At 61.4% G+C, this 23,659-nt stretch carries 20 protein-coding genes; 11 read left to right on the forward strand and 9 right to left on the reverse strand.

What is annotated here, in order from left to right; translation table 11 throughout:
* Window positions 1–28: 28 nt before the first annotated feature.
* The 9 genes from J2W17_RS15410 (at window position 29) to J2W17_RS15450 (ending at window position 12,197) form a co-directional block, all read left to right on the forward strand.
* Window positions 29–310 carry a peptidylprolyl isomerase gene (locus J2W17_RS15410; protein WP_008150918.1) on the forward strand — a complete coding sequence of 94 codons (282 nt, stop codon included), beginning with the start codon at window positions 29–31 and terminating at the stop codon, window positions 308–310.
* Window positions 311–444: 134 nt separating this feature from the next.
* Window positions 445–2,313 (forward strand): extracellular solute-binding protein, encoded by a 1,869-nt coding sequence (locus J2W17_RS15415; protein WP_307335351.1) that lies wholly within the window; start codon window positions 445–447, stop codon window positions 2,311–2,313.
* A complete protein-coding gene (locus J2W17_RS15420; protein WP_307335354.1) occupies window positions 2,313–3,377 on the forward strand; it encodes a microcin C ABC transporter permease YejB in 1,065 nt (354 codons plus the stop codon). Before J2W17_RS15415 ends, J2W17_RS15420 begins: the two co-directional genes overlap by 1 nt.
* The gene (locus J2W17_RS15425; RefSeq protein ID WP_307335358.1) at window positions 3,377–4,399 is read left to right on the forward strand and encodes an ABC transporter permease; all 1,023 of its coding nucleotides are present in this window, start codon (window positions 3,377–3,379) and stop codon (window positions 4,397–4,399) included. The genes J2W17_RS15420 and J2W17_RS15425 overlap by 1 nt, the downstream gene beginning before the upstream one ends.
* A gap of 26 nt (window positions 4,400–4,425) precedes the next feature.
* A complete protein-coding gene (locus tag J2W17_RS15430; protein ID WP_307335362.1) occupies window positions 4,426–6,006 on the forward strand; it encodes an ABC transporter ATP-binding protein in 1,581 nt (526 codons plus the stop codon).
* A gap of 146 nt (window positions 6,007–6,152) precedes the next feature.
* Window positions 6,153–7,568 carry a sigma-54 interaction domain-containing protein gene (locus tag J2W17_RS15435; protein ID WP_307335364.1) on the forward strand — a complete coding sequence of 472 codons (1,416 nt, stop codon included), beginning with the start codon at window positions 6,153–6,155 and terminating at the stop codon, window positions 7,566–7,568.
* A 294-nt stretch (window positions 7,569–7,862) separates the two neighbouring features.
* Window positions 7,863–9,254 (forward strand): GntP family permease, encoded by a 1,392-nt coding sequence (locus tag J2W17_RS15440; RefSeq protein ID WP_307335367.1) that lies wholly within the window; start codon window positions 7,863–7,865, stop codon window positions 9,252–9,254.
* A 7-nt stretch (window positions 9,255–9,261) separates the two neighbouring features.
* A complete protein-coding gene (locus tag J2W17_RS15445) occupies window positions 9,262–10,047 on the forward strand; it encodes a 3-hydroxybutyrate dehydrogenase (protein ID WP_307335369.1) in 786 nt (261 codons plus the stop codon).
* A gap of 194 nt (window positions 10,048–10,241) precedes the next feature.
* Window positions 10,242–12,197, forward strand: coding sequence for an acetoacetate--CoA ligase (locus J2W17_RS15450; RefSeq protein ID WP_307335373.1), 1,956 nt, complete (start codon window positions 10,242–10,244; stop codon window positions 12,195–12,197).
* A gap of 337 nt (window positions 12,198–12,534) precedes the next feature.
* Here the strand turns inward: J2W17_RS15450 and J2W17_RS15455 are convergent, their stop codons facing one another.
* Window positions 12,535–13,644 (reverse strand): PilT/PilU family type 4a pilus ATPase, encoded by a 1,110-nt coding sequence (locus J2W17_RS15455; protein ID WP_307335376.1) that lies wholly within the window; start codon window positions 13,642–13,644, stop codon window positions 12,535–12,537.
* Window positions 13,645–13,763: 119 nt separating this feature from the next.
* On the opposite strand from J2W17_RS15455, the gene J2W17_RS15460 reads away from it, so the two are divergent.
* Together J2W17_RS15460 and J2W17_RS15465 are read left to right on the forward strand one after the other, a co-directional pair.
* Complete coding sequence (locus J2W17_RS15460) at window positions 13,764–16,313, forward strand: PAS domain-containing hybrid sensor histidine kinase/response regulator (protein ID WP_307335379.1); 2,550 nt, start codon at window positions 13,764–13,766, stop codon at window positions 16,311–16,313.
* Window positions 16,314–16,368: 55 nt separating this feature from the next.
* Complete coding sequence (locus tag J2W17_RS15465) at window positions 16,369–16,644, forward strand: peptidylprolyl isomerase (protein ID WP_028622750.1); 276 nt, start codon at window positions 16,369–16,371, stop codon at window positions 16,642–16,644.
* A gap of 157 nt (window positions 16,645–16,801) precedes the next feature.
* Here J2W17_RS15465 and J2W17_RS15470 read toward each other — a convergent pair whose 3' ends face one another.
* From J2W17_RS15470 to J2W17_RS15505, 8 genes are all read right to left on the reverse strand, one after another.
* Window positions 16,802–17,734 (reverse strand): sugar kinase, encoded by a 933-nt coding sequence (locus tag J2W17_RS15470; RefSeq protein ID WP_307335382.1) that lies wholly within the window; start codon window positions 17,732–17,734, stop codon window positions 16,802–16,804.
* Window positions 17,735–17,904: 170 nt separating this feature from the next.
* Window positions 17,905–19,122 carry an amino acid deaminase gene (locus J2W17_RS15475; RefSeq protein ID WP_307335385.1) on the reverse strand — a complete coding sequence of 406 codons (1,218 nt, stop codon included), beginning with the start codon at window positions 19,120–19,122 and terminating at the stop codon, window positions 17,905–17,907.
* Window positions 19,123–19,159: 37 nt separating this feature from the next.
* Window positions 19,160–19,924, reverse strand: a complete 765-nt coding sequence (locus J2W17_RS15480; RefSeq protein WP_307335387.1) for an IclR family transcriptional regulator — start codon at window positions 19,922–19,924, stop codon at window positions 19,160–19,162.
* 187 nt (window positions 19,925–20,111) lie between these two features.
* Window positions 20,112–20,501 (reverse strand): RidA family protein, encoded by a 390-nt coding sequence (locus J2W17_RS15485; RefSeq protein ID WP_154994914.1) that lies wholly within the window; start codon window positions 20,499–20,501, stop codon window positions 20,112–20,114.
* Window positions 20,502–20,542: 41 nt separating this feature from the next.
* Complete coding sequence (locus tag J2W17_RS15490) at window positions 20,543–21,334, reverse strand: amino acid ABC transporter ATP-binding protein (protein ID WP_307335392.1); 792 nt, start codon at window positions 21,332–21,334, stop codon at window positions 20,543–20,545.
* Entirely contained in the window at window positions 21,331–21,993 is a 663-nt protein-coding gene (locus J2W17_RS15495) for an amino acid ABC transporter permease (protein ID WP_307335395.1), read from the reverse strand. Before J2W17_RS15495 ends, J2W17_RS15490 begins: the two co-directional genes overlap by 4 nt.
* 9 nt (window positions 21,994–22,002) lie before the next feature.
* Window positions 22,003–22,665, reverse strand: coding sequence for an amino acid ABC transporter permease (locus tag J2W17_RS15500; protein ID WP_150764786.1), 663 nt, complete (start codon window positions 22,663–22,665; stop codon window positions 22,003–22,005).
* Between the two features lie 52 nt (window positions 22,666–22,717).
* Window positions 22,718–23,566 (reverse strand): transporter substrate-binding domain-containing protein, encoded by an 849-nt coding sequence (locus tag J2W17_RS15505; protein WP_307335398.1) that lies wholly within the window; start codon window positions 23,564–23,566, stop codon window positions 22,718–22,720.
* Between the last annotated feature and the right edge of the window lie 93 nt (window positions 23,567–23,659).

Below are 23,659 nucleotides of genomic sequence, written 5' to 3' on the forward strand. Positions count from 1 at the left end.
TTATGAATATTGAAAGGAGTATTTTCCCATGGCTAAAGCCACTGCCCGTCACATCCTGGTTGCCAGCGAAGCCAAGTGCAACGAACTCAAGGCTCAAATCGAGGGTGGCGCCGACTTCGCAGAAGTCGCCAAAGCCAACTCCACCTGCCCGTCCAGCCGTCAGGGCGGTGACCTGGGTTCGTTCGGTCCGGGCCAGATGGTCAAGGAATTCGACACCGTGGTCTTCAGCGCACCGATCAACGTGGTGCAAGGCCCGGTAAAGACCCAGTTCGGTTACCACTTGCTGGAAGTGACCAGTCGTCAGGACTGATCAATCCGCAGTTTGCTCCATGACGGCCCACCTTTTGGTGGGCCGTTGTGTTTCGGTTGCGTGATACGGCTGGCGAGGGACGCGCCGCTAGCGTACAAATTGCGGTTATCGACCACCCGGCTCAAAGGCTGACAATGCGATTGGCTTTCCCTACTTTGTTGTTCACTGCCGTGACCCTGTTAACGGGTGCTGCCGGGGTGAATGCAACACCGCAACATGCGCTGACCGTTTATGGCGAACCGGCGAAGTATCCCGCCGACTTCAGTCATTTTGCCTACACCAACCTGCAAGCACCCAAGGGCGGGACGATGCGTCGTTCGGCGGTCGAAATCGGCCATTTCGACCATGTCCTGCCGTACATCGACAAAGGCATCGGCGTGACGCAGATCGACGGCTTGATCTATTCCCCCCTGGCCCAACGCTCGCTGGACGAGCCTTACACGGTGTACGGCCTGGTGGCGCAGACGATGGAGCGCGCCGTTGACGGCCTGTCCCTGCGTTTCAACCTCAACCCCAAGGCCCGGTTTGCCGATGGCCAGCCGATCACCGCCGAAGACGTGCGATACACCTTCGAGCTGCTGATGACCCAGGGCAGCCTGCGTTATCGCACGCAGTTCGCCGACGTCAAAGGCGTCGAAGTCGAGTCGCCACGCACCGTGCGTTTCGACTTCAAGCACAACCAGAACCGCACCCTGCCCCTGGACATTGCGACTTTGCCGGTGTTTCCCGAGCACTGGTGGAAGAACCGTGACTTCGCCGGCGGCGGCGGTTACGAGCCCCCACTGGGCAGCGGCCCGTACAAGGTCGCCAAGGTCGACTCCGGGCGCAGCATCACCTTCAAGCGCAACCCCGACTGGTGGGGCAAGGACCTGCCGGTCAGCCGCGGCCTGTACAATTTCGACCATTTCAGCATCGAATATTTTGGCGACACCGACGTGGCGCGCCAAGTGCTGCGCGGTGGTGCCTACGACTACAACCGTGAATTTTCCGCCACCGCCTACTCGATCGGCTACGACAGCCCGGCACTGAGTGACGGACGCCTGCAAAAGGCCCACCTGGCTCAAAACGCCCCGCAAACGGCGCAAGGCTTCGTGTTCAACCTGCAAAATCCGCTGTTCCAGGACCGACGCGTCCGCCAGGCCTTGGCCATGCTCTGGGATTTCGAGTGGAGCAACCGGCAGATGATGCGCGACCTCTATATCCGTCAGCAGAGCTTTTTCTCCAACACCGACCTCGCCGCACGCCACCTGCCCGATGCCGCCGAGCTGGCGATTCTCGAGCCCCTGCGCGGGCAGATCCCGGACGAGGTGTTCACCCAGGTCTTCGAAGCGCCGAAAACCGATGGCAGCGGCGTGATTCGCGACAAACAGTTGCAGGCCCTGACGCTGCTGGAAGCGGCAGGCTGGAAACCGGATGGCGATCAACTGGTGAACGCCGAAGGCAAGACGCTGAGTTTTACCTTCCTGGTCAGTCAGAACGGCATGGACCGCTTGCTGCTGCCCTACAAGCGCACGCTGAAACAGATCGGCATCGATTTGAACATCCGCCGCATCGACTCGTCGCAGTACGTCAATCGCCTGATGTCCCGGGACTACGACATGATTGTGACCGGTTACCCGGTCACCACCTCCCCGGGCAATGAGCTGTACAACTACTTTGGCTCGGTGGCGGCCAACGATCCGGGTTCCAACAATTACATGGTATTGAAGAACCCGGCAGTCGATACGCTGCTTAACGGCCTGGTTCGCGCCAACACCCAGGCCGACATGTTGCGCCATGCCCATGCCCTGGACCGGGTGCTGCAGTGGAACTATTACTGGATTCCCAACTATTACCCGCCAGGCAGTTCGACCGTGTGGTGGAACCGCTTCGGCATTCCAAGCGTGCAAGCCAGCAATGACGAAGCCATCGAGAGCTGGTGGGAAGTCAGCTCCACCCCCCTGACCAACCAGCAGATGACAGCCGAACTCATCAAGCGCGGCGCACCCGGAGGGCCGCACTGATGTGGGCATATATCCTGCGGCGCCTGCTGCTGATCATTCCGACGCTGGTGATCATCCTCCTGGTCAACTTCGTCATCGTCCAGGCCGCGCCGGGCGGTCCTGTCGAGCAGGCAATTGCGCATCTGCAAGGCATCGGCGGCGCCAGTGTCGGCGGTGGCGCAAGCGACGCCATCAGTCATGGCGGTTCCCGGGCCAGCCGTGGCCTCGACCCGCAGCTGATCAAGGAGATCGAAAAACAGTACGGCTTCGACAAGCCGGCCCCGGAACGTCTGTGGCTGATGCTCAAGAGCTATGCGCAACTGGACTTCGGCAAGAGCTTCTTCCGCGGCGCCACGGTCACCGACCTGATCCTGGAAAAAATGCCGGTGACCATTTCCCTCGGGCTCTGGGCCACGCTGATCACCTACCTGGTGTCGATTCCCCTGGGCATCCGCAAGGCCGTGCATCACGGCAGTCATTTCGATATCTGGAGCAGCACTGCGATCGTCATCGGTTACGCCATGCCGGCGTTCCTGTTCGCCATGTTCCTGATCGTGGTGTTCGCCGGGGGCACTTCGTTGAACTGGTTTCCGGTGCGGGGCCTGGTCTCGGACAACTTCGAGTCGCTGTCGACCCTGGGCAAGATCGCCGACTACTTCTGGCACCTGGTGTTGCCGGTCACGGCGTTGGTGATCGGCGGCTTCGCCACCCTGACCATCCTGACCAAGAACTCCTTTCTCAATGAAATCACCCGTCAGTACGTGGTCACCGCCCGCGCCAAGGGCATGAGCGAACGCCGGGTGCTGTACGGCCACGTGTTTCGCAACGCCATGTTGCTGGTGGTGTCGGGAATACCCCAGGCCTTTATCAGCGTGTTTTTTGCCGGTTCCCTGCTGATCGAAGTGATTTTCTCCCTCGATGGCCTGGGCCGCATGAGCTACGAAGCCGCGGTGTCCCGGGACTATCCGGTGGTGTTCGGCTCGCTGTTCATCTTCACCCTGTTCGGGCTGCTGATAAAACTGGTCGGCGACCTGTGCTACACCCTGGTCGATCCCCGTATCGACTTCGCCGCGAGGAACGCCTGATGTTCAAGCTCTCGCCGCTGGGCCGTCGCCGTTTCGAACGGTTCAAGAAAAACCGTCGTGGCTGGTGGTCGCTGTGGCTGTTTATCGGCCTGTTCCTGTTGACCCTCGGCGGCGAACTGATCGCCAACGACAAACCGCTGGTGGTCGGTTACCAGGGTTCGCTGTACTTCCCTGCTTTCAAACGCCACACCGAGCAGGAATTCGGCGGACAGCTGCCGTTCCAGGCGGATTACCGCAGCGACTATGTGCAGAAGCTGATCAAGAAGGACGGCGGCTGGCTACTGTTTCCGCCGATCCCGTTCAGCGACGACACGCCCAACTATGATCTGGACAAACCGGCACCGAGCCCGCCGTCGAAGGTCAACTGGCTGGGCACCGACGACCAGGCCCGGGACGTGATGGCCCGGGTGATTTTCGGCGCACGGGTGTCGATCCTGTTCGCCTTGATGCTGACCCTGATCAGCGCGGTGATCGGTATTGCGGCCGGCGCACTGCAAGGCTATTACGGTGGCTGGGTCGACCTCTTGGGGCAGCGGCTGTTGGAGGTCTGGTCCGGGTTGCCGGTGCTGTACCTGCTGATCATTCTCTCGGGGTTCGTCGAGCCGAATTTCTGGTGGCTGCTGGGAATCATGGCGCTGTTTTCCTGGCTGGCCCTGGTCGATGTGGTGCGCGCCGAGTTCCTGCGCGGGCGCAACCTGGAATACGTCAAGGCCGCCCGAGCCCTGGGTTTGAGCGACCGCAAGGTGATCGTGCGGCACATCCTGCCGAACGCGATGAATGCGACCCTGAGCTATCTGCCATTCATTTTGACCGGGGCGATCTCGACCCTCACGGCCCTGGACTTCCTCGGTTTCGGCATGCCGGCCGGCAGTGCGTCCCTGGGGGAGTTGATCGGTCAGGGCAAGCAGAACCTGCAAGCGCCGTGGCTGGGACTGACCGCGTTTTTCACCCTGGCGTTGATTCTTTCTTTACTGGTGTTTATCGGCGAAGCGTTGCGCGACGCCTTTGATCCACGATCTTGATCCACGGTCATGAGGCGGACGTTGATATGAGTGACAACCTGATCGAAATCCGTGACCTCTGCGTAGCGTTCAGCGGCCAAACGGTGGTGCGCAACCTGTGCCTGGACATCCGCCCCGGCGAGTGCCTGGCCCTGGTGGGCGAGTCGGGCTCCGGCAAGTCGGTGACCGCGCATTCGATCCTGCAATTGCTCCCCGAGACCGGTACCGACTCCTCGGGCAGCATTCGCTATCGCGGCAAGGAACTGCTCGGCGCCACCTCCACGGTATTGCGGGAGCTGCGCGGCAACCGGATCGCGATGATCTTCCAGGAGCCGATGTCGTCCCTCAACCCGCTGCACAGCGTCGAAAAACAGATCGGCGAAACCCTGCTGTTGCACAAGGGGCTGGCCGGCAAGGCGGCGCAGGCGCGGATTCTCGAGTTGTTGCACCTGGTGGGCATCCAGAAACCCCAGGAGCGGCTCAAGGCCTACCCCCATCAATTGTCCGGCGGCCAGCGCCAACGGGTGATGATCGCCATGGCCCTGGCCTGCGAACCGGAGCTGCTGATCGCCGACGAACCCACCACCGCGCTGGACGTGACGGTGCAGCGCAAGATCCTGCTGCTGCTCAAATCCCTGCAGAAGCGCCTCGGCATGTCGCTGCTGTTGATCAGTCACGACCTCAATCTGGTGCGCAGCATCGCTCAGCGCGTGTGCGTGATGAAGGCCGGGGAAATCGTCGAGCAAGCGCCTTGCGAGACGCTGTTCACCGCACCGAAACATCCCTACAGCTGCGTGCTGCTCAACGCCGAACCGGAAGGTGAAGCCCTGCCCCGGGACGAGCGCGAGAACGTGTTGGAAGTGACCAACCTGTGCGTGCGGTTCGCCCTCGGTGGCGGGCTGTTCCAACGCAAGACGTATTTGCACGCGGTGGACGGCATCAGCCTGAATGTCCAGCGCGGCAAGACCCTGGGCATCGTCGGTGAATCCGGTTCCGGCAAGTCGACCCTGGGCCAGGCGATCCTGCGCCTGCTCGATTCCGACGGCAGCATTCGCTTTCAGGGGGAGCCGCTGGATGGCTTGTCGCAAAAGCAACTGCGGCCGTGGCGAAAGAAAATGCAGGTGGTGTTCCAGGACCCCTTCGGCAGCCTCAGCCCGCGGATGTCGGTGGCGCAGATCATCAGTGAAGGCCTGGAGGTGCATAGCCGCTTGACCGTGGACGAATGCAAGGCCGAGGTGATCCGGGCGCTGGAAGAAGTCGGCCTCGACCCGCAAAGCCGCCATCGATACCCCCACGAATTTTCCGGCGGCCAACGCCAGCGCATCGCCATCGCCCGGGCGCTGGTGTTGAAACCGGCGCTGATCCTGCTGGACGAACCAACCTCGGCGCTGGACCGCACCGTGCAAAAACAAGTGGTCGCCCTGCTCCGTCAGCTCCAGGAAAAGCACGGGCTGACCTACCTGTTCATCAGTCACGACCTGGCGGTGGTTCGCGCCCTGGCCCACGACATGATTGTGATCAAGGATGGCAAAGTGGTGGAAAGCGGTGCCAGCCACGACGTGTTCGAGTCGCCGCAGCATGCCTATACCAAAGAGCTGTTGGCGGCGGCGCAGTTGGGGTGGGCATAATCCGGTGCTTGGCTCCGGACCGCGTCGCCCTCTTCGCGAGCAGGCTCGCTCCCACAGGGGAATTGCGTCGTTCACAAATCCCCTGTGGGAGCGAGCTTGCTCGCGAAGAGGCCGGCACAGGCAATAAATAATCAGGATCAGCACCCATGAACACCACCGAAAGCCTCAAGGACTACCAACAGGTCCGCCTGCTGGCGATCCGTTCATTGTTCGAAATCATCGAGCAGTCGAGCGAAGGCACGGTGATCGTCGATCGCGACGCCAATATCGTCTGGATGAACGAGCGCTACGCCAAGCGCTTTGGGCTGGAGTCGGCACAAGTGGCCATCGGCAAAGCCTGCGAAAGCGTGATCCCCGGCAGCCTGCTGCGGGAGGTGGTGCGCAGCGGCCGGCCGATTTTGCTCGACATGCAAGACACCCCCAAGGAACCGCTGGTGGTGATGCGCCTGCCGATTCACGACGACGCGGGCGTGGTGATCGGCGCCATCGGCTTTGCCCTGTTCGACGAATTGCGCAGCCTGTCGCCCATGCTCAAGCGCTACATGAGCATGCAGGAAGAGCTTGCTTCCACCCGTTCGCTGCTGCGATCGCGACAGACCAAATACAACTTCGCCCACTTCATCGGCACCAGCGCCGCCAGCCTGGAAGTCAAACGTCGCGCCCGACGCAGCGCCAGCGCCGACTCGCCGGTGCTGCTGCTGGGCGAAACCGGCACCGGCAAGGAATTACTGGCCCAGGCGATTCACGGTGCCTCGCCCCGTGCGCACAAAGCCTTCGTCAGCATCAACAGCGCGGCGATTCCCGAGTCGCTGCTGGAGGCCGAATTCTTCGGTACCGCGCCCGGCGCGTTTACCGGCGCCGAGCGCAAGGGCCGCGCCGGCAAGTTGCAGATCGCCCAGGGCGGCACCTTGTTCCTCGATGAAATCGGCGACATGCCGCTGCCCCTGCAAAGCAAGTTGCTGCGGGTGCTGCAGGAAAAGGAATTCGAGCCGGTGGGCTCCAACGAAGTGATCCAGAGCGATGTACGGGTCATCGCCGCCACGTCCACCGACCTGGAAGCGGCGATCAAACGCGGCGAGTTCCGGGCGGATTTATATTATCGCCTCAATGTGCTGCCGATTCAGGTCCCGCCCTTGCGCGATCGCCTTGACGATCTCCCGGCGCTGAGCGAAGCGATCCTGGAAGAACTGCGCAGTCAGCATGAACTGAACCGCGAGGCGCTCGAGTTGTTGGGGCAACACGCCTGGCCGGGGAACATTCGCGAATTGCGAAATGTGCTAGAGCGGGCGGCATTGCTCAGCGATGACCTGATACTGAATGCAATGGATATCCGGGCGGCTATCGGTACGTTCATGCACGTTGAGCGTGCCGCGACCTTGAATATCGAGGCGGTTGCCCATGAGACCTTCAGCGAGGCTCGACAGCGGTTTGACCGGCAGTTGATTGAATCGGCCTTGGCGCAATGCGGGGGCAAGGTGATTGAAGCGGCGGCACGATTGGGGTTGGGGCGATCGACGTTGTACAAGAAAATGGTGGCGCTGGGGATTGCAGAGTCTCCGTAAAGAGACATTCATCTCTGTTTATAGACACCAACTTTTGAGCGCTGCGCGCTCTTCGCCAGCAAGCCGGCTCCTACAGGATCGCATGCACACCGCGCACCCTGTAGGAGCTGGCTTGCCAGCGAAGAGGCCCTCAACCTCAACAAAGATCTCCAAACAGAGACAAAAAACCCAAAAACACCACCAAAACAAACAAATATCCTTATATTTCAATATGTTGTACTCATGGCACGAATCTAGCTATAGCCCTCCCCCACATAGAGCCACCAACAAAAATAACAATCCAGGAGACACACGATGAGTGTGATCATTGCCTTGGCAGCCCTCGCGCTGCTGATGCTCGCGGCCTACCGTGGCTACAGCGTTATCCTCTTTGCCCCGATTGCCGCCCTTGGCGCTGTCCTGCTCACCGACCCTTCCGCCGTCGCCCCTGCCTTCACCGGGGTGTTCATGGAGAAAATGGTTGGCTTCATCAAACTGTACTTCCCGGTATTTCTGCTGGGCGCGGTGTTCGGCAAGCTGATCGAACTGTCGGGTTTCTCGCGCTCCATCGTTGCGGCAGCGATTCGTCTGCTCGGCACCCGCCAGGCGATGCTGGTGATTGTGCTGGTCTGCGCGTTGCTCACCTACGGCGGCGTGTCGCTGTTTGTGGTGGTGTTTGCGGTCTATCCGTTTGCCGCCGAGATGTTCCGTCAAAGCAATATTCCCAAGCGCCTGATCCCGGCGACCATCGCCCTCGGCGCGTTCTCGTTCACCATGGACGCCCTGCCCGGCACCCCGCAGATCCAGAACATTATCCCCAGCACTTTCTTCAACACCACCGCCTGGGCCGCGCCCTGGCTGGGTCTGATCGGCTCGATCTTCGTGGTCTGCGCCGGCATGCTGTTCCTGCAGCGCCAGCGCAACAAGGCCCAGGTCGCCGGTGAAGGCTATGGCACCGAACTGCGCAATGAGCCGGAAACCGCTGCCGATATCAAGCTGCCAAATCCGTGGATCGCGCTCTCGCCGCTGCTGGCCGTCGGCATCATGAACCTGTTGTTCACCCAGTGGATTCCACAGTGGTACGGCAAGACCCACACCCTCGCGCTGCCGGGCATGGCGGCGCCGGTGACCACCGAAATCGCCAAACTCACGGCGATCTGGGCGGTCCAGGCCGCCTTGCTGGTCGGCATCATCATGGTCCTGGTGTTCGGCTTCCAGGCGATTCGCGGCAAGTTGGCCGAAGGCAGTCGCAGTGCGGTCGGCGGTTCGTTGCTGGCGGCGATGAACACCGCATCGGAGTACGGCTTTGGTGCCGTGATCGCCTCGTTGCCGGGCTTCCTGGTGCTGGCCGACTGGCTCAAGAGCATTCCCAACCCGCTGGTCAATGAAGCGATCACTGTGACCCTGCTGGCCGGCATCACCGGTTCGGCTTCGGGCGGCATGAGCATTGCCCTGGCGGCCATGGCCAACGACTTCATCGCAGCAGCCCATGCGGCCAACATTCCCCTGGAAGTACTGCACCGGGTCGCGGCAATGGCCAGCGGCGGCATGGACACCCTGCCGCACAATGGCGCGGTGATTACCTTGCTGGCGGTCACCGGCCTGACCCACCGCGAAGCTTACAAAGACATTTTCTGTATTACGCTGATCAAGACCCTGGCGGTCTTTGTAGTGATCGGTACTTTCTACGCCACTGGCATTGTGTGAGGTATTCATGACAACTCTTTCGGGCAAGACTGCACTGGTCACCGGTTCCACCAGCGGCATCGGCCTGGGCATCGCCCTGAGCCTGGCCAAGGCTGGCGCCAACCTGATCCTCAACGGATTCGGCGATGCCTCCACGGTGATTGCCGAGGTGGAGCAGATCAGTAACAAAAGCGGGGGCAAGGTCGGCCATCATCCGGCCGATGTCAGCGACCCGGCACAGATCGCCGAGATGATTGCCTACGCCGATCGCGAGTTTGGCGGCGTGGACATTCTGGTCAACAACGCCGGCATCCAGCACGTGGCGGCGGTGGAAGATTTCCCCGTAGAGCGCTGGGACTCGATCATTGCGATCAACCTGTCGTCGGTGTTCCACGGCACCCGATTGAGCCTGCCGGGCATGCGCGCCAAGGGTTGGGGGCGGATCATCAACATCGCCTCGGTGCACGGTCAGGTCGGCTCGGTGGGCAAGGCGGCGTATGTGGCGGCCAAGCATGGGGTGATCGGGTTGACCAAGGTGGTCGGCCTGGAAACGGCCCGGTCGAATGTGACGTGCAATGCCATCTGCCCCGGCTGGGTGTTGACGCCGCTGGTGCAGAAGCAGATCGACGCACGCATCGCGACCGGCATCGAGCCGCAACAGGCGCAGCATGATCTGTTGGCCGAGAAGCAGCCGTCTGGCGAGTTCGTGACACCGCCACAACTGGGTGAACTGGTGCTGTTCCTGTGCAGCGAAGCCGGTAACCAGGTCAGGGGCGCGGCGTGGAATATCGATGGTGGGTGGTTGGCGCAGTAATCAGCCATTAGACCCCTGTGGCGAGGGGGCTTGCCCCCGTTGGGTGGCAAAGCCGCCCCAAAATGGTCGAGCCCCCATTTTTACGACTGCTGCGCAGCCGAACGGGGGCAAGCCCCCTCGCCACACAAGCTCCCTCGCCACAAAGTTTTCTCCCCAGTAGCCTGTGTGTACGCATAAGAAAAAAGAGGCAAAACATGTCCGACATCCTCTGGCAACCCAGCGCCGAGCGCATCGGCAAGACTCGCATGGACGCCTTCCGGCGTTTCATCAATCAACGCCATCACCTCGACGTCGCCGACTACCCCGCCCTGCATCAATGGTCCATCGTGCAGCGGGTCGACTTCTGGCAGTCCATCGTCGACTTCTTCGACATCCGCTTTCACGAGCAACCCGACGCGGTGCTGGTCGAAGGCGCGCAAATGCCCAGCGCCCAGTGGTTTCCCGGCGCCACCCTGAACTTTGCCGAACACTTGCTGCGGCGTCGTGACGATGCCGTAGCCGTGGTAGCCATCGGTGAAAACGGTCAGCGTGAACAATTGACCTGGGCCGAACTGGCGGAACACGTCGCCGGTTTTCAAAACAGTTTGATCGCTTGCGGTGTCGGCCTCGGCGACCGCGTGGCCGCATGCATGCCGAACACCTGGCAAACCCTGGTCGCCATGCTCGCCACCACCAGCCTCGGGGCGATCTGGTCCTGTTCGTCGCCGGACTTCGGCACCCAGGGCGTGGTGGATCGCTTTGGTCAGATCGAACCGACAGTACTGATCACCTGCGCCGGCTACCGCTACGCTGGCAAGGAGATCGACCAGACGGCCAAGATCAACGAAATACTCGCTCAATTGCCATCCCTGCAGCAGCTGGTCGTCGTGCCTTACGCACGGCCGGAAGCGCGCATCGAAGCATTTCACACCCGGGCCAACGTCACGCTCTGGGATGAATTCTACGCGCCTGGCGGCGATCCGGATTTCGTGCCGGTGCCCTTCGCTCATCCGCTGTACATTCTCTATTCCAGCGGCACCACCGGCATCCCCAAATGCATCATCCACAGCACCGGTGGCGTACTCCTGCAACACGTCAAGGAACATGGGCTGCATTGCGACCTTGGTCCCGGCGACCGGTTGTTCTACTACACCACCTGCGGCTGGATGATGTGGAACTGGCTGGTCTCGGCCCTGGCCGTGGACAGCGCCGTGGTGCTGTATGACGGTTCGCCCTTTCATCCAGGGCCCGAGCGTCTGGTCGATCTGATCGACGACGAACGCATCAGCGTGTTCGGCACCAGCCCCAAATACCTGGCAACCCTGGAAAGCAACGGCGTGAAGCCGCAACAAAGCCATGATCTGGGCAGCCTGAAAACCCTGCTGTGCACCGGCTCCTCGTTGTCACCCCAGAGCTACGACTATGTTTACCGCGACTTCAAGCGCGACCTGTGCCTGGCGTCGATGTCCGGCGGGACCGACATCGTCTCGTGCTTTGTGAACGGCAATCCGCTGCTGCCGGTTCGTCGCGGGGAAATCCAGGGCAAGAGCCTGGGCATGGCCGTCGAGGTCTGGAACGATGTGGGGAAAGCCGTCATTGGACAGAAAGGCGAACTGGTCTGCACCCGCCACTTCCCGGCCATGCCCATCGGTTTGTGGAATGACCCCACCGGGGAAAAGCTGCGCGCGTCGTACTTCAGTCTGTTCCCCGGGGTCTGGGCCCAGGGCGATTACGCCGAACAGCTGGCCCACGGCGCGATGCTGATCCACGGACGCTCGGACGCAGTGCTCAACCCGGGCGGCGTGCGCATTGGCACGGCGGAAATCTACCGTCAGGTGGAGAAAGTCCCCCAGGTGCTCGACAGCGTGGCCATCGGCCAACAGTGGCAGGATGATGTGCGGGTGGTGCTGTTCGTCCGTTTGCTCGATGACGTCGAGCTGGACGATGCCCTGCAACAGCAGATTCGCCAGGTCATCCGCGCCAACACCACGCCACGGCATGTGCCGGCGAAGATTGTCGCGGTGACCGACATTCCACGCACGATCAGCGGCAAGGTGGTCGAATTGGCGGTGCGCAATGTGGTGCATGGGCAACCGGTGAAAAACACCGATGCCCTGGCCAATCCCGAGGCGCTGGAACAATTTCGCAATCGTCCCGAACTCAAGGACTGAAACCCGTCCCTGTAGGAGCTGGCTTGCCAGCGAAAGCGGTCTCACGATTGGTGCAAGACTCGAGGGCCCCTTCGCCGGCAAGCCGGTTCCTACAGGTTATGCGTCAGTCCATGTAGGAGCTGGCTTGCCAGCGATGGACTCAAGGGCGCCGCGTTTGAGCAGATCTCACGCGTTATCGTTAACGACCTTCGCCGGCAAGCCGGCTCCTACAGGTTATGCATCAGTCCATGTAGGAGCTGGCTTGCCAGCGATGGACTCAAGTGCGCCGCGTTTGACCAGATCTCACGCGTTATCGTTAACGACCATCGCCGGCAAGCCGGCTCCTACAGGTTATGCATCAGTCCATCAGTCCCCACTCGCCGGGAGGGGCATGGAGGCCTGGTGACGCTTCGGCATGCAACTTCAAGCGCAATCGCAGGTTGTTCACCGAATCCGCATGCTTGAGCGCCTCTTCCTCATCGATCGCCCCTTCGACGACCAACGCAAAAAGCGCACAATCGAAGGTCTGCATCCCCGCCTCCTGCGACTTTTCCATGATCCCCTTGAGTTCGGCAAACTCGTTGCGCCGGATCAGGTCGCCGATCGTCGGCGAGCCCAGCATCACCTCCACCGCAGCCCGGCGGTGGCCGTCGCGGCTGGGCACCAGGCGCTGGGAAACGAAGGCCTTGAGGTTGTTGCCCAGGTCATTGAGCAGTTGCGCGCGACGTTCTTCGGGAAAGAAATTGATGATCCGGTCCAGTGCCTGATTGGCGTTGTGCGCATGCAGCGTCGAGATCACCAGATGGCCGGTATCGGCAAACGCCAGCGCATGCTCCATGGTTTCGCGGTCGCGAATTTCGCCTATCAGCACCACGTCCGGCGCCTGGCGCAGGGTATTTTTCAGCGCGGCATGAAAACTGCGAGTGTCTACACCGACCTCGCGCTGATTGATGATCGACTTCTTGTGCCGATGGATGTACTCGACCGGGTCTTCGATGGTGATGATATGGCCGCTGCTGTGGCGGTTGCGATAGTCGATCAGTGCCGCCAGCGAGGTAGACTTGCCCGACCCGGTGGCGCCGACGAACAGCATCAGGCCCTGTTTGAGCATGACCGCGTCGAGCAACACCGAGGGTAACTTGAGGTCTTCGAAGCGCGGAATGTCGAGTTTGACGTTGCGCACCACGATCGACACATCGTTACGCTGCTTGAAAATATTGACCCGAAAGCGCCCGACACCCGCTATCGAGATCGCCAGGTTCATTTCCAGTTCCCGATCGAACTCAAGACGCTGTTCGGCGTCCATGATGGACGCGGCAATGGCGGCTATTTCCCCGGATTTGAACGGCTGATCGGCCAGGGGCTTGAGCACGCCATCGAACCTCGCACTGGGTGGCGCACCCGTGGACAGGTATAAATCCGAGCCATCCTGGTGAGCCAGGACTTTCAACAACGCATCGATTTCCATGGCAAAAAGCATCCGCGAAGCATTCAATGGATAAAAATGACCCAAAACAGGTCATGCAGCGTCTACCGCCATGCAAGGATAGTAGACGCCGCCACACCGACTTAGTGCAGGACAATTTGATGAACGCATCACCAACCGGCAGCGATGCCCAGGCCTTGATCGCCAGGCTGGACTGGACATGCACGCCGCTGGGCTCCGCCACCACCTGGCCGCAGAGCCTGCGCACCGCCGTGGACATCGTTATTCATTCACCGATGCCCATGCTGTTGCTGTGGGGGCCGCAATTGACGCAGATCTACAACGATGGCTTCGCCCTACTGGCCGGCAGCAAGCATCCACACGCTTTCGGACAACCCACGCACCAGATCTGGCCGGAACTCAAGGACTTTACCGACCCGATTTACAGCGCTGTCCTACAAGGACAAGTGCGCACCTACAGCGAGCAGCGCTTCACCTTACAACGCGATGATCATGATTCCGACTTCTGGCTGGATTTAACCTACAGCCCCATCCGCGATGAAAGCGCCCAGGTCGCCGGGATCCTGGTCACCGCCATCGAAACCAACGAGCGCCGACGCATTGCACTCGAATTGGAACAGCGCTCGGCAGCCAGCCTTAAGGCCCAGCATGAAACCGAGGAGCGCCTGCAACTGGCCCTGGCCGCCACCGATGCCGTCGGCACCTGGGACTGGGACATCAGCGAAGACCGTTTCATTGCCGACACCCATTTCGCCCAGCTGCACGGCGTCGACCCCTTGCTCGCCAGCCAGTTGCCCATCAGTGACTATCTGCACGCCGTGCACCCGGAAGACCGCGCCATGGTCACCCGCAGCATCAAACACTCCATTACCCAGGGCACCGAATACGCCGAGGAATATCGCCTGCTGCAGCCCGACGGTCAGTTGCGCTGGGTGTTCGCCCGGGGGCGTTGCTACAAGGACCACCATGGCCGGCCCATCCGTTTCCTCGGTGCCGCCCTGGACCTGACCGAACGCAAACTCACCGAACAGGCGTTGCGCCAGAGCCAGACCGAGCTGCAACTGATCATCAACGCCATGCCGATCCTGATCAGTTACGTGGACAGCGAGGAGCGTTTTCGTCTCAACAACGCCGCTTACCTCGACTGGTACGGTCTGACACCCCAGGAACTCTATGGTCGGACGGTTCGCGAGGTACTGGGCGAAGAGGCCTACAACCTGCGTGCCGGATACATCGCCGAAGCACTGTCGGGTAAAGCCTGCTGCTTCAGCATCAGCGCCGCGCATCGGGACGGCAGCATCCGTCAGGCGTTGATGAATTACCTGCCGCGTCATGGCCCGGATGGCGCGGTGAATGGCTTCTACATCTTCGTGATCGATGAAACCGAGCGTAAACAGACTGAAGAAGCCCTGCGCAATCTCAACGAAACCCTCGAAGAACGCGTCAGCGCCCGCACCCGGCAGCTGGCCGAAGCCAATGAGAAACTGCTCAACGAGATGTTCGAACGCGAACGCGCCGAAGAAGCGCTGCGCCATGCGCAGAAAATGGAAGCGGTCGGCCAGCTCACCGGCGGCATCGCCCATGACTTCAATAATATGCTCACCGGGATCATCGGCAGCCTCGACCTGATGCAGCGTTACATCGCCGAAGGGCGCGCCGCGGAAATCGGCCGCTTCACCGAGGCGGCGGTGTCCTCGGCCCATCGTGCCGCCGCCCTGACCCATCGGCTGCTGGCGTTCTCCCGGCGTCAGTCACTGGATCGCAAACCACTCAATGCCAACGAGTTGATCCATTCCCTGGAAGACCTGCTCAGCCGCACCAAAGGCGACCATATCGAGCTCAAATTGCAACTGGCCGATGAAATCTGGCCGGTCAACACCGACGTCAGTCAATTGGAAAACGCCCTGCTCAACCTGGTGATCAACGCCCGGGATGCAATGCCCGATGGCGGCCAATTGCTGATCGAAACCGCCAACGTCTACCTCGATGGTAGCGACATCACCACCCTGGAGCCGGTCAAGGTCGGGGATTACCTGATGATCGCCGTCAGCGACAACGGTACCGGCATGACACCGTCGGTACTGGCCAAGGCCTTCGACCCGTTCTTCACCACCAAGCCCATCGGCCAGGGCACCGGGCTCGGGCTGTCGATGATCTACGGATTCGCCCAGCAGTCCGGCGGCCATGTCAGCCTGTTCAGCCTGCCGGGCCAGGGCACCAGTGTTCGCCTGTACTTGCCACGGTTGTACGTGGCTGTACCGGACTTGGCGGAGCCGCCGGTCACCAGCCAGTCGCCAGCGGCGATTGCCGGTGAAACCGTGGTGCTGGTGGAGGACGATCCGGCGGTGCGCATGTTGGTGCTCGACCTGCTCAATGCGCTGGGTTATCACGCCCACGAAGCCGAAGACGCGAACACCGCCCTGCCGTTGCTCGAATCCGACCTGCGGATCGATCTGCTGGTGACCGATGTCGGGCTACCGGGCATGAATGGACGGCAACTGGCGGAAATCGCCCGCCAGCATCGGCCGGACCTCAAAGTGCTGTTCATGACCGGATATGCGGAGAAAGCCGCCGAACGCCAGGGTTTCCTCGAAGAAGGGATGGACATGGTAGCCAAGCCCTTCTCCATCGACCTGCTGGCCAACAAGATTCGCACGATGATCGGTGGACCCGAGCGAGATCAGGCATAATCGCGCGCCCCCTCGCTGGCACCAACATCGCCACCACCGTCGCAAGGTACTGCCAATGAAAGCTCAAGCCCGCCATATCCTGGTGAAAACCTCGGAAGAAGCCGAACAGCTCAAACAACGCATCGCCAAGGGTGAAGCGTTCGATGTGCTGGCCAAGAAGTATTCCACCTGTCCGTCCGGCAAGCGCGGCGGCGACCTGGGCGAAGTGCGGCCCGGACAAATGGTTGGCGTGATCGATGCGGTGATCTTCAAAAAACCGCTGCGGGTGGTGCATGGGCCGGTCAAGAGCAAGTTCGGTTATCACCTGGTGCAGGTGTTTTATCGGGATTGAGCGGTTGGCCTGACGGCCTCTTCGCTGCGATGCGGCGACCCGACAAGCCAGCTCCTGCAGGTTACTGGTGTGGTCGCGATCTATGGCAACAAACACCCTCTCCTGTAGGAGCTGGCTTGCCAGCGAACCGACTGCGCAGCAGGGGGCCACCCTCCACCTACTTCGGAATCAACGCCCCCGACACCTGAATCACCCGACTCGCCAACCGATGCCCGGCCTCTGCGGCATCAACCGGACTGCCACCTTTCAAGCGACTGGCCAAATACGCCGCACTAAACGAATCCCCCGCCGCCGTGGTATCCACCACCCGCTCCACCTTCTGCGCCGGCACTTCATACGACTCGCCGCCACACCGAATCAGACACGCCTCGGCGCCGCGCTTGAGCACCACTTCAGGTGTGCCGACCTGTTCGTAAGCAGCAAACACCGCCGTGCAATCGGCAAAGCCAAACAGCGCCTGCTCATCATCGACCGTGAGCAACGCCAGGTCGACATAGGGCAGCACGCTGCGATAGGCCGCGCGCGCATCCTCGACCGAGGCCCACAAGCGCGGCCGGTAGTTGTTGTCGAACACGATCCGCGCGTCCCGTTGCCGGGCCTCGATCAGGGTGTCCAGCAACTTTTCGCGCCCCTGCGCACCGAGTACCGCCAAGGTGATGCCGCTGAAATACAGCACGTCGTAATCCGGTAGCGCCGCCAGGATCGGGGCGGCGGCCGGGGTGGTGAAGCAATCGCGCACGGCCGCCTCGTTACGCCAGTAGAGAAATCGTCGTTCGCCGGCCGCATCGGTCTGGATGCAATACAGGCCGGGCAAGCGCCCGGGCAAGCGCTGGACCATGCCCAGGCCAATGTGTTCGGCGGCCCAGTCCTGGCACATGGCGTCGCTGAAACTGTCGTCACCCAGGGCCGTGACATAATCCACCGTGCCGCCCTTGTCCAGCTCCCGGGCCAGGTAGACCGCCGTGTTCAAAGTGTCGCCCCCGAAGCTCTGTTGCAGGCTGCCGTCGGCGCGTTGCTGCAACTCGATCATGCATTCGCCGATCAGGGCGATACGCGGGGGGTTGGGGCCGAGGGTGTTAATGGTGTTCATGTTGTGGAGTCTCTGGTGTTTCGGTGGTGTCTGGCCGGCCGCCATCGCGGGCAAGTCGGATCGCCGCACCGCCACTCCCACAGTTATTTGTGTTGAACATAAATTTAATGTTCGCCATCGCCCCTGTGGGTGCGGGCTTGCCCGCGATGGCAGCACTGCGGTCTCAAGCTTTAGAAACAGGTTTCCATGGTCTCGATGACATTCAGCTGCTCATCCACCAGGCACCCGATACGCCACTTGTCGAACGTCAGGCACGGATGGGAAGTACCAAAGGAAATGATGTCCCCCACCCGCAACTCGCCCCCCGGCGCCACTGTCATGAACGCATGCTGATCCATCACCGCCGTCACCTTGCAGGCACTGACGTCGTCGCCCGTCGCTGGCAATACGCCGGCCTTGTAGCGCAGCAACGGCACCGGCAGGCCGGCGTCGTAGGCGACGTCGCGCTTGCCCAGGGCGATCACCGCGAACCCCGGTTCCGGTAACGATTGCACATGCGCCCAGACTTCCAGCGCCGGGCGCAGGCCTTCGTGCAGGTCGCTGCGACGATCGAGCACGCAGCACTGCGCTTCTTTATAGATGCCGTGGTCGTGGGCCACATAGCTGCCGGGACGCAGCACGCTGAGGAAACGTCCGCCGGCATTCTGGGCCTCGAAGGATTCGGCGATCAGGTCATACCAGGCCGAGCCCGAGGCAGTGATGATCGGCTTGGCGATGGCGAAGGCGCCGCTGTCCTGCAACTGCACCGCCAGCCGTACCAGGGAGGCGGCGAACTCGCGGATGCCCGTCACCGCATGATCACCGTGAATCACCCCTTCGTAGCCTTCGATCCCGGTCAGCGCCAGGGCTGGTTGCGCGGCAATGGCCTTGGCCAGCGCGATTACTTCCCCTTCGCTGCGGCAACCACAACGACCACCGACCACGCCGTACTCGATCATTACATTCAGGCGCACGCCGCGAGAGGCGAAATACGCGCCCAGGTCAGCGACGTTGTCCGGATGATCGACCATGCAATAAAAGTCGAAGGTCGGGTCCGCCAGCAGATCGGCAATCAGCGCCATGTTCGGCGTGCCGACCAACTGGTTGGCCATCAACACCCGATGCACGCCATGGGCATAAGCCGCACGGGTCTGGGTGGCGCTGGCCAGGGTGATGCCCCAGGCACCGGCATCGAGCTGGCGACGGAACAGCGCAGGCGTCATGCTGGTTTTACCGTGGGGGGCCAGTTCCGCGCCGCTGTCGCTGACAAACGCCTGCATCCAGCGAATGTTGTGTTCCAACGCCTCGCGATGCAGCACCAGCGCCGGCAGGCTGACGTCGCGCACCAGGTTGGCACCGGTATGGGCAAAACCTTTCTCAACAGCGGCAGTATTTTTGACAGAATACATGGTCGAACTCCTCACATTCGCGGCCGCGAGCAGCCGGTTATTCGTTGATGCGACGGGCCAGGCTATTGGCGCTGGCGATCAGCACCCGACGATAGTCGTTGTAGTTGCTCCTGGCATCGGCCCGGGGGGCGACGATGCACAGGGTCGCGATGGCCACACCGTCGGGGTCCTTGACCGGGGCAGCGAAGCAATGGGTGAAGGTATCGGCGACGCTGTCGAAGGAGAAGAACCCATCGATGCCGGCCTGACGAATCTCCTTGAGAAACTGCTCCAGCGGCAGACGTTCGCCGCCGGGCAGGATGAAGTCGTCAGGATCGATCAGGTCAACGATGGCCTGGTCGCTCAGGTGCGCCAGCAGCAAGCGCCCGGAAGCGGTCCAGGGGATTGGCGCGTTTTCGCCAATGTCCGAGGAAATGCGGAAATGCCGCTCGCCCTCCTTCATCAGCGCCACCGTGTATTTGCGCCCGTTGAGCAGGCACATCTGCGCGGTTTCACGGGTCTGGCTGACGATCTCCTGCAAGGCGTGATCGGCCTCGCGGGCCAGGTCGAAATGACGCAAATGCGCTTGTCCGAGGAAGTACAGCTGACGGCCCAGGTACACGTGCCCGTCCTTGCCCACGGGTTCGAGGATGCGCCGTTCGAGCAGTGAAGCGACCAGTTCATAGACCGTGGATTTCGGGCTGCCGATGCCACTGGCGATTTCATTCGGGCGCAGGGGCTGGCCGATCTCCTTGAGGAAATCGAGGATATCGAACGCCCGGTCCAGACCGCGCGCCCGGCGCTTGATGGTGTCTTCGGTCATGTCTTCAGGTTCCCATTCAATGTGGCCGGGAGTTTACCCAGGGTGCGATGGCGACTGTCAGGCCGCCATCGCGGGCAAGCCCGCTCCCACAGGTTTTTGTAGTTGCCGCCAATTCCGCGGCCGACACAAATCCTGTGGGAGCGTGGCTTGTCGGATCGCCGCACCGCCACGATGGGCGCGCCTCGGTTCAGGCCTTTTTCTTGTACGCGACGCAGTCAATCTCAACCTTGCAATCGACCATCATGCTCGCCTGCACACAGGCCCGCGCCGGTGCGTGCTCGCTTTTGAAGTACTCGGAAAACACCTTGTTGAAACTCCAGAAATCCCGCGGATCGTCCAGCCACACACCAGTGCGCACCACGTCTTCGAGACCATAACCGGCCTCTTCGAGAATCGCGATCAGGTTTTTCATGGTCTGGTGAGTCTGCTCGACGATGCCGCCCGCAATGATCTCGCCATCCACCGCTGGCACCTGTCCGGACACGTGCAGCCAGCCATCGGCTTCGACGGCGCGGGCAAAAGGACGGGGCTGACCGCCACCGGCGGTGCTGCCGGTGCCGTAACGAGTGATGCTCATGAGTGTCTCTCCTGATTGAAATTTGAACATCTTGGTAAAAGTCAGAATCGCGTGTTCTTGAGAAATTCCGCCAGTCGTGGCGATTGCGGGCGCTCGAACAGTTCCTTGGGCGGCCCCTGTTCCTCTATCCGTCCCTGATTCATGAACACGATCTTGTCCGACACCTCGAAGGCGAAGCGCATTTCGTGGGTCACCAACAACATGGTCATGCCGTCTTCGGCCAGGCCCTTGATCACGTTCAACACTTCGCCCACCAGTTCCGGGTCGAGGGCCGAGGTGACTTCGTCGAACAGCATCAGGCTCGGGTTCATCGCAATCGCCCGGGCAATCGCCACCCGCTGTTGCTGGCCACCGGACAATTGACCGGGGTAGTGATCGCGACGGTCCAGCAACCCCACCCGCTCCAGCCATTTTTCCGCCAGCGCCACTGCTTCATCCTTGTGCAGCTTCTTGACCTTGAGCAAGCCGAGGGTGACGTTCTGCAACGCCGTGAGATGCGGGAACAGGTTGAACTGCTGGAACGCCATGCCGGTCATGGCCCGATGACGGGCGATGACTTTTTCCGGGTGGCGCACGCGCTTGCCATTGACCTCGTGGTAACCGATGGATTCGCCATCGAGCAGAATCTGCCCGCCCTGGAACTCCTCGAGCATGTTCACGCAGCGCAGCAATGTGGTCTTGCCCGAGCCGCTGGAGCCGATCAGCGTCACGACGTTGCCGCGCTGCATGCTCAGGTCAACGCCCTTGAGCACTTCAAGTTCGCCGTATTGTTTGTGCAAACCGCGGATGTCCAGCAGCGCTTGAGGCTGTGTTGAAGCTTGAGCTTGTGTCATGGCAAGGCCACCCGCTTTTCAATGTGCCGGCCGAGTAATTCGATGGCGTAGTTGATGACGAAAAACAGCAATCCGGCGAACAGGTAGAACTCCAGGGTCATGAAAGTGCGGGCGATGATCTGCTGGGTGCTGAGCAGCAACTCGGCCACGCCGATCACCGACAACAGCGTCGAGGCCTTGACGATCTCGGTGGACGAATTGACCCAGGTCGGCAAGATCTGCCGCAGCGCCTGGGGCAACAGCACGTAACCGAGGGATTGAAAGAACGTCAGGCCGATGGCCTTGCTCGCTTCCATCTGGCCACTGGGCAACGCTTGCAAGGCGCCGCGCACGATCTCGGCCACGTGTGAGCCGCAAAACAGCGTCAGCCCCAACGCCCCCGCCTGGAAGGCACCGATCTGCCAGCCCAGCGCCGGCGCCATGTAGAAGCAGGCCAGCACCAGCACAAACACCGGCGTGCCGCGAATGACGTCGACGTAAAACCGAAACGGTGCGCGCATCCAGAACTTGCCGTAGGTCAGCACCAGGCCGGCAACGATGCCGACCATCGTGCCCAGTAGAATCGCCAGCGCCGAGACCTGCACACTGGTCAGAAAGCCCTGCCACAGCACTTCCCGCGCCACCCACAACTCATGTAACCAACTGGGGGATTCGTACATGGTGGCCTCCTATCGGCGAATCGCCAGGCGTTGCTCGAGGTAACGCAGCAGCATGGCAATGAGGTAACAGGCCGCCACATAGAGCGCTGTTGTCACCAGCCAGGTCTCGATCACCCGGTAGCTCTCGACGTTGATCTTGCGCGCGTAATAGGTCAGCTCCGGCACCGCGATCGCGGCCGCCAGCGAGGTGTCCTTGAACAGCGAAATGAAATTGTTCGACAGCGCCGGCAGCACATTACGCAACATCACCGGCACCGTGACATAGGCCTTGACCTGCCACTCACCCAGCCCGATGGCCAACCCGGCTTCGCGCTGCCCCTTGGGAATGCTCAACAGTCCGCCGCGAAACACTTCGGTCAGGTACGCCCCGGCGTACAGCGACAGGGTGATGATGAACGACGGAATCTTGTCCAGACGAATGCCCAGGCTTGGCAAGGCGAAGTAGATCAACAGAATCAACACCAGGATCGGTGTATTGCGGATCACCGTCACGTACACCGACGCCAGCACCCGCAACGCGCGATGCCTGGACAGCAAGGCAAACGCCATCAACAGGCCGATCACGCAGCCGATGGCGATCGACACCAGCGCCAGCTGCAGGCCCAGGCCGAGCCCCACCAGCAAGGTGTCGAAATCGCGCCACACGGCGGCAAAATTCAACTGATAGTTCATGGTCAGCAGTACCTTGAGCGGGGCGCTTCATAGGCGCCCCACTCCCACGGGATCATTTGTATTCGGCGGGAAAACCGATGGCCGGGGTAGGCAGATCGACACCGAACCACTGCTTGAACGACGCCGCGTAGGTCGGGAACTCGACGCCGGTCATGGCCTCATGCAGGGCGGTATTGACGAAGTTCAGCCAGTCCTGATCGCCGCGCTTGACCGCGCACGCGTAGGTCTGCGGGCTCCAGGCGTAGGCCGGAGTGCGATAGCGCCCCTGGTTCTGCACCATCAGGTACTTGACCGACGACTGATCGGTCGCCGCGGCGTCAGCACGGCCGGAATTCACCGCCTGATACATCAGGTCCACGCTGTCGTACTGATCGACCTTGGCCTTGGGCAGCGCCTGGTGCACCAGTTCTTCGGCATACACGTTCTGCAGCACCGCAACGGTCACGCCGTCGCCGGCGGCCCTTAGGTCTTCAATCTCCTTGTACTTGCTGTTGGCGGGCAACAACAGGCCGACACCTTCGCGGTAGTACGGCAGGGTAAACGCCACTTGCTGCGCCCGACTGGCGGTGACGGTGATGAACTGGCAACTCATGTCGACCTTGTCGGTCAGCAGGTTGGGAATCCGCGCATCGGATGACTGCACCACGAACTCGACCTTGCTCGGGTCGTTGAACAAACCCTTGGCCACCATCCGCGCGATATCGATATCGAAACCCTGCAACTTGCCGTCCGCGCCCTGGAAGTGCCACGGCGCATTGGTACTGCCCGTGCCGACGATCAACTTCCCGCGGGCCAGCACACTGTCGAGCTTGCTGTCCGCAGCCTGGGCAACCCCCACGGCAGCGACCGAAGCCGCGAAGAGAAAAACACATGCTTTGAACAAGGAAGGTCGGCGATGCATGGCAAGCACTCCTGGATTGTGTATTCCGCTATACCGGAATATGGTATGTAACAACGGAATAGACAGCAGAAAGTGTGCCACAGGTTGTGCGGG

This window comes from Pseudomonas lini (assembly GCF_030812475.1).
GTDB lineage: Bacteria > Pseudomonadota > Gammaproteobacteria > Pseudomonadales > Pseudomonadaceae > Aquipseudomonas > Aquipseudomonas lini_A.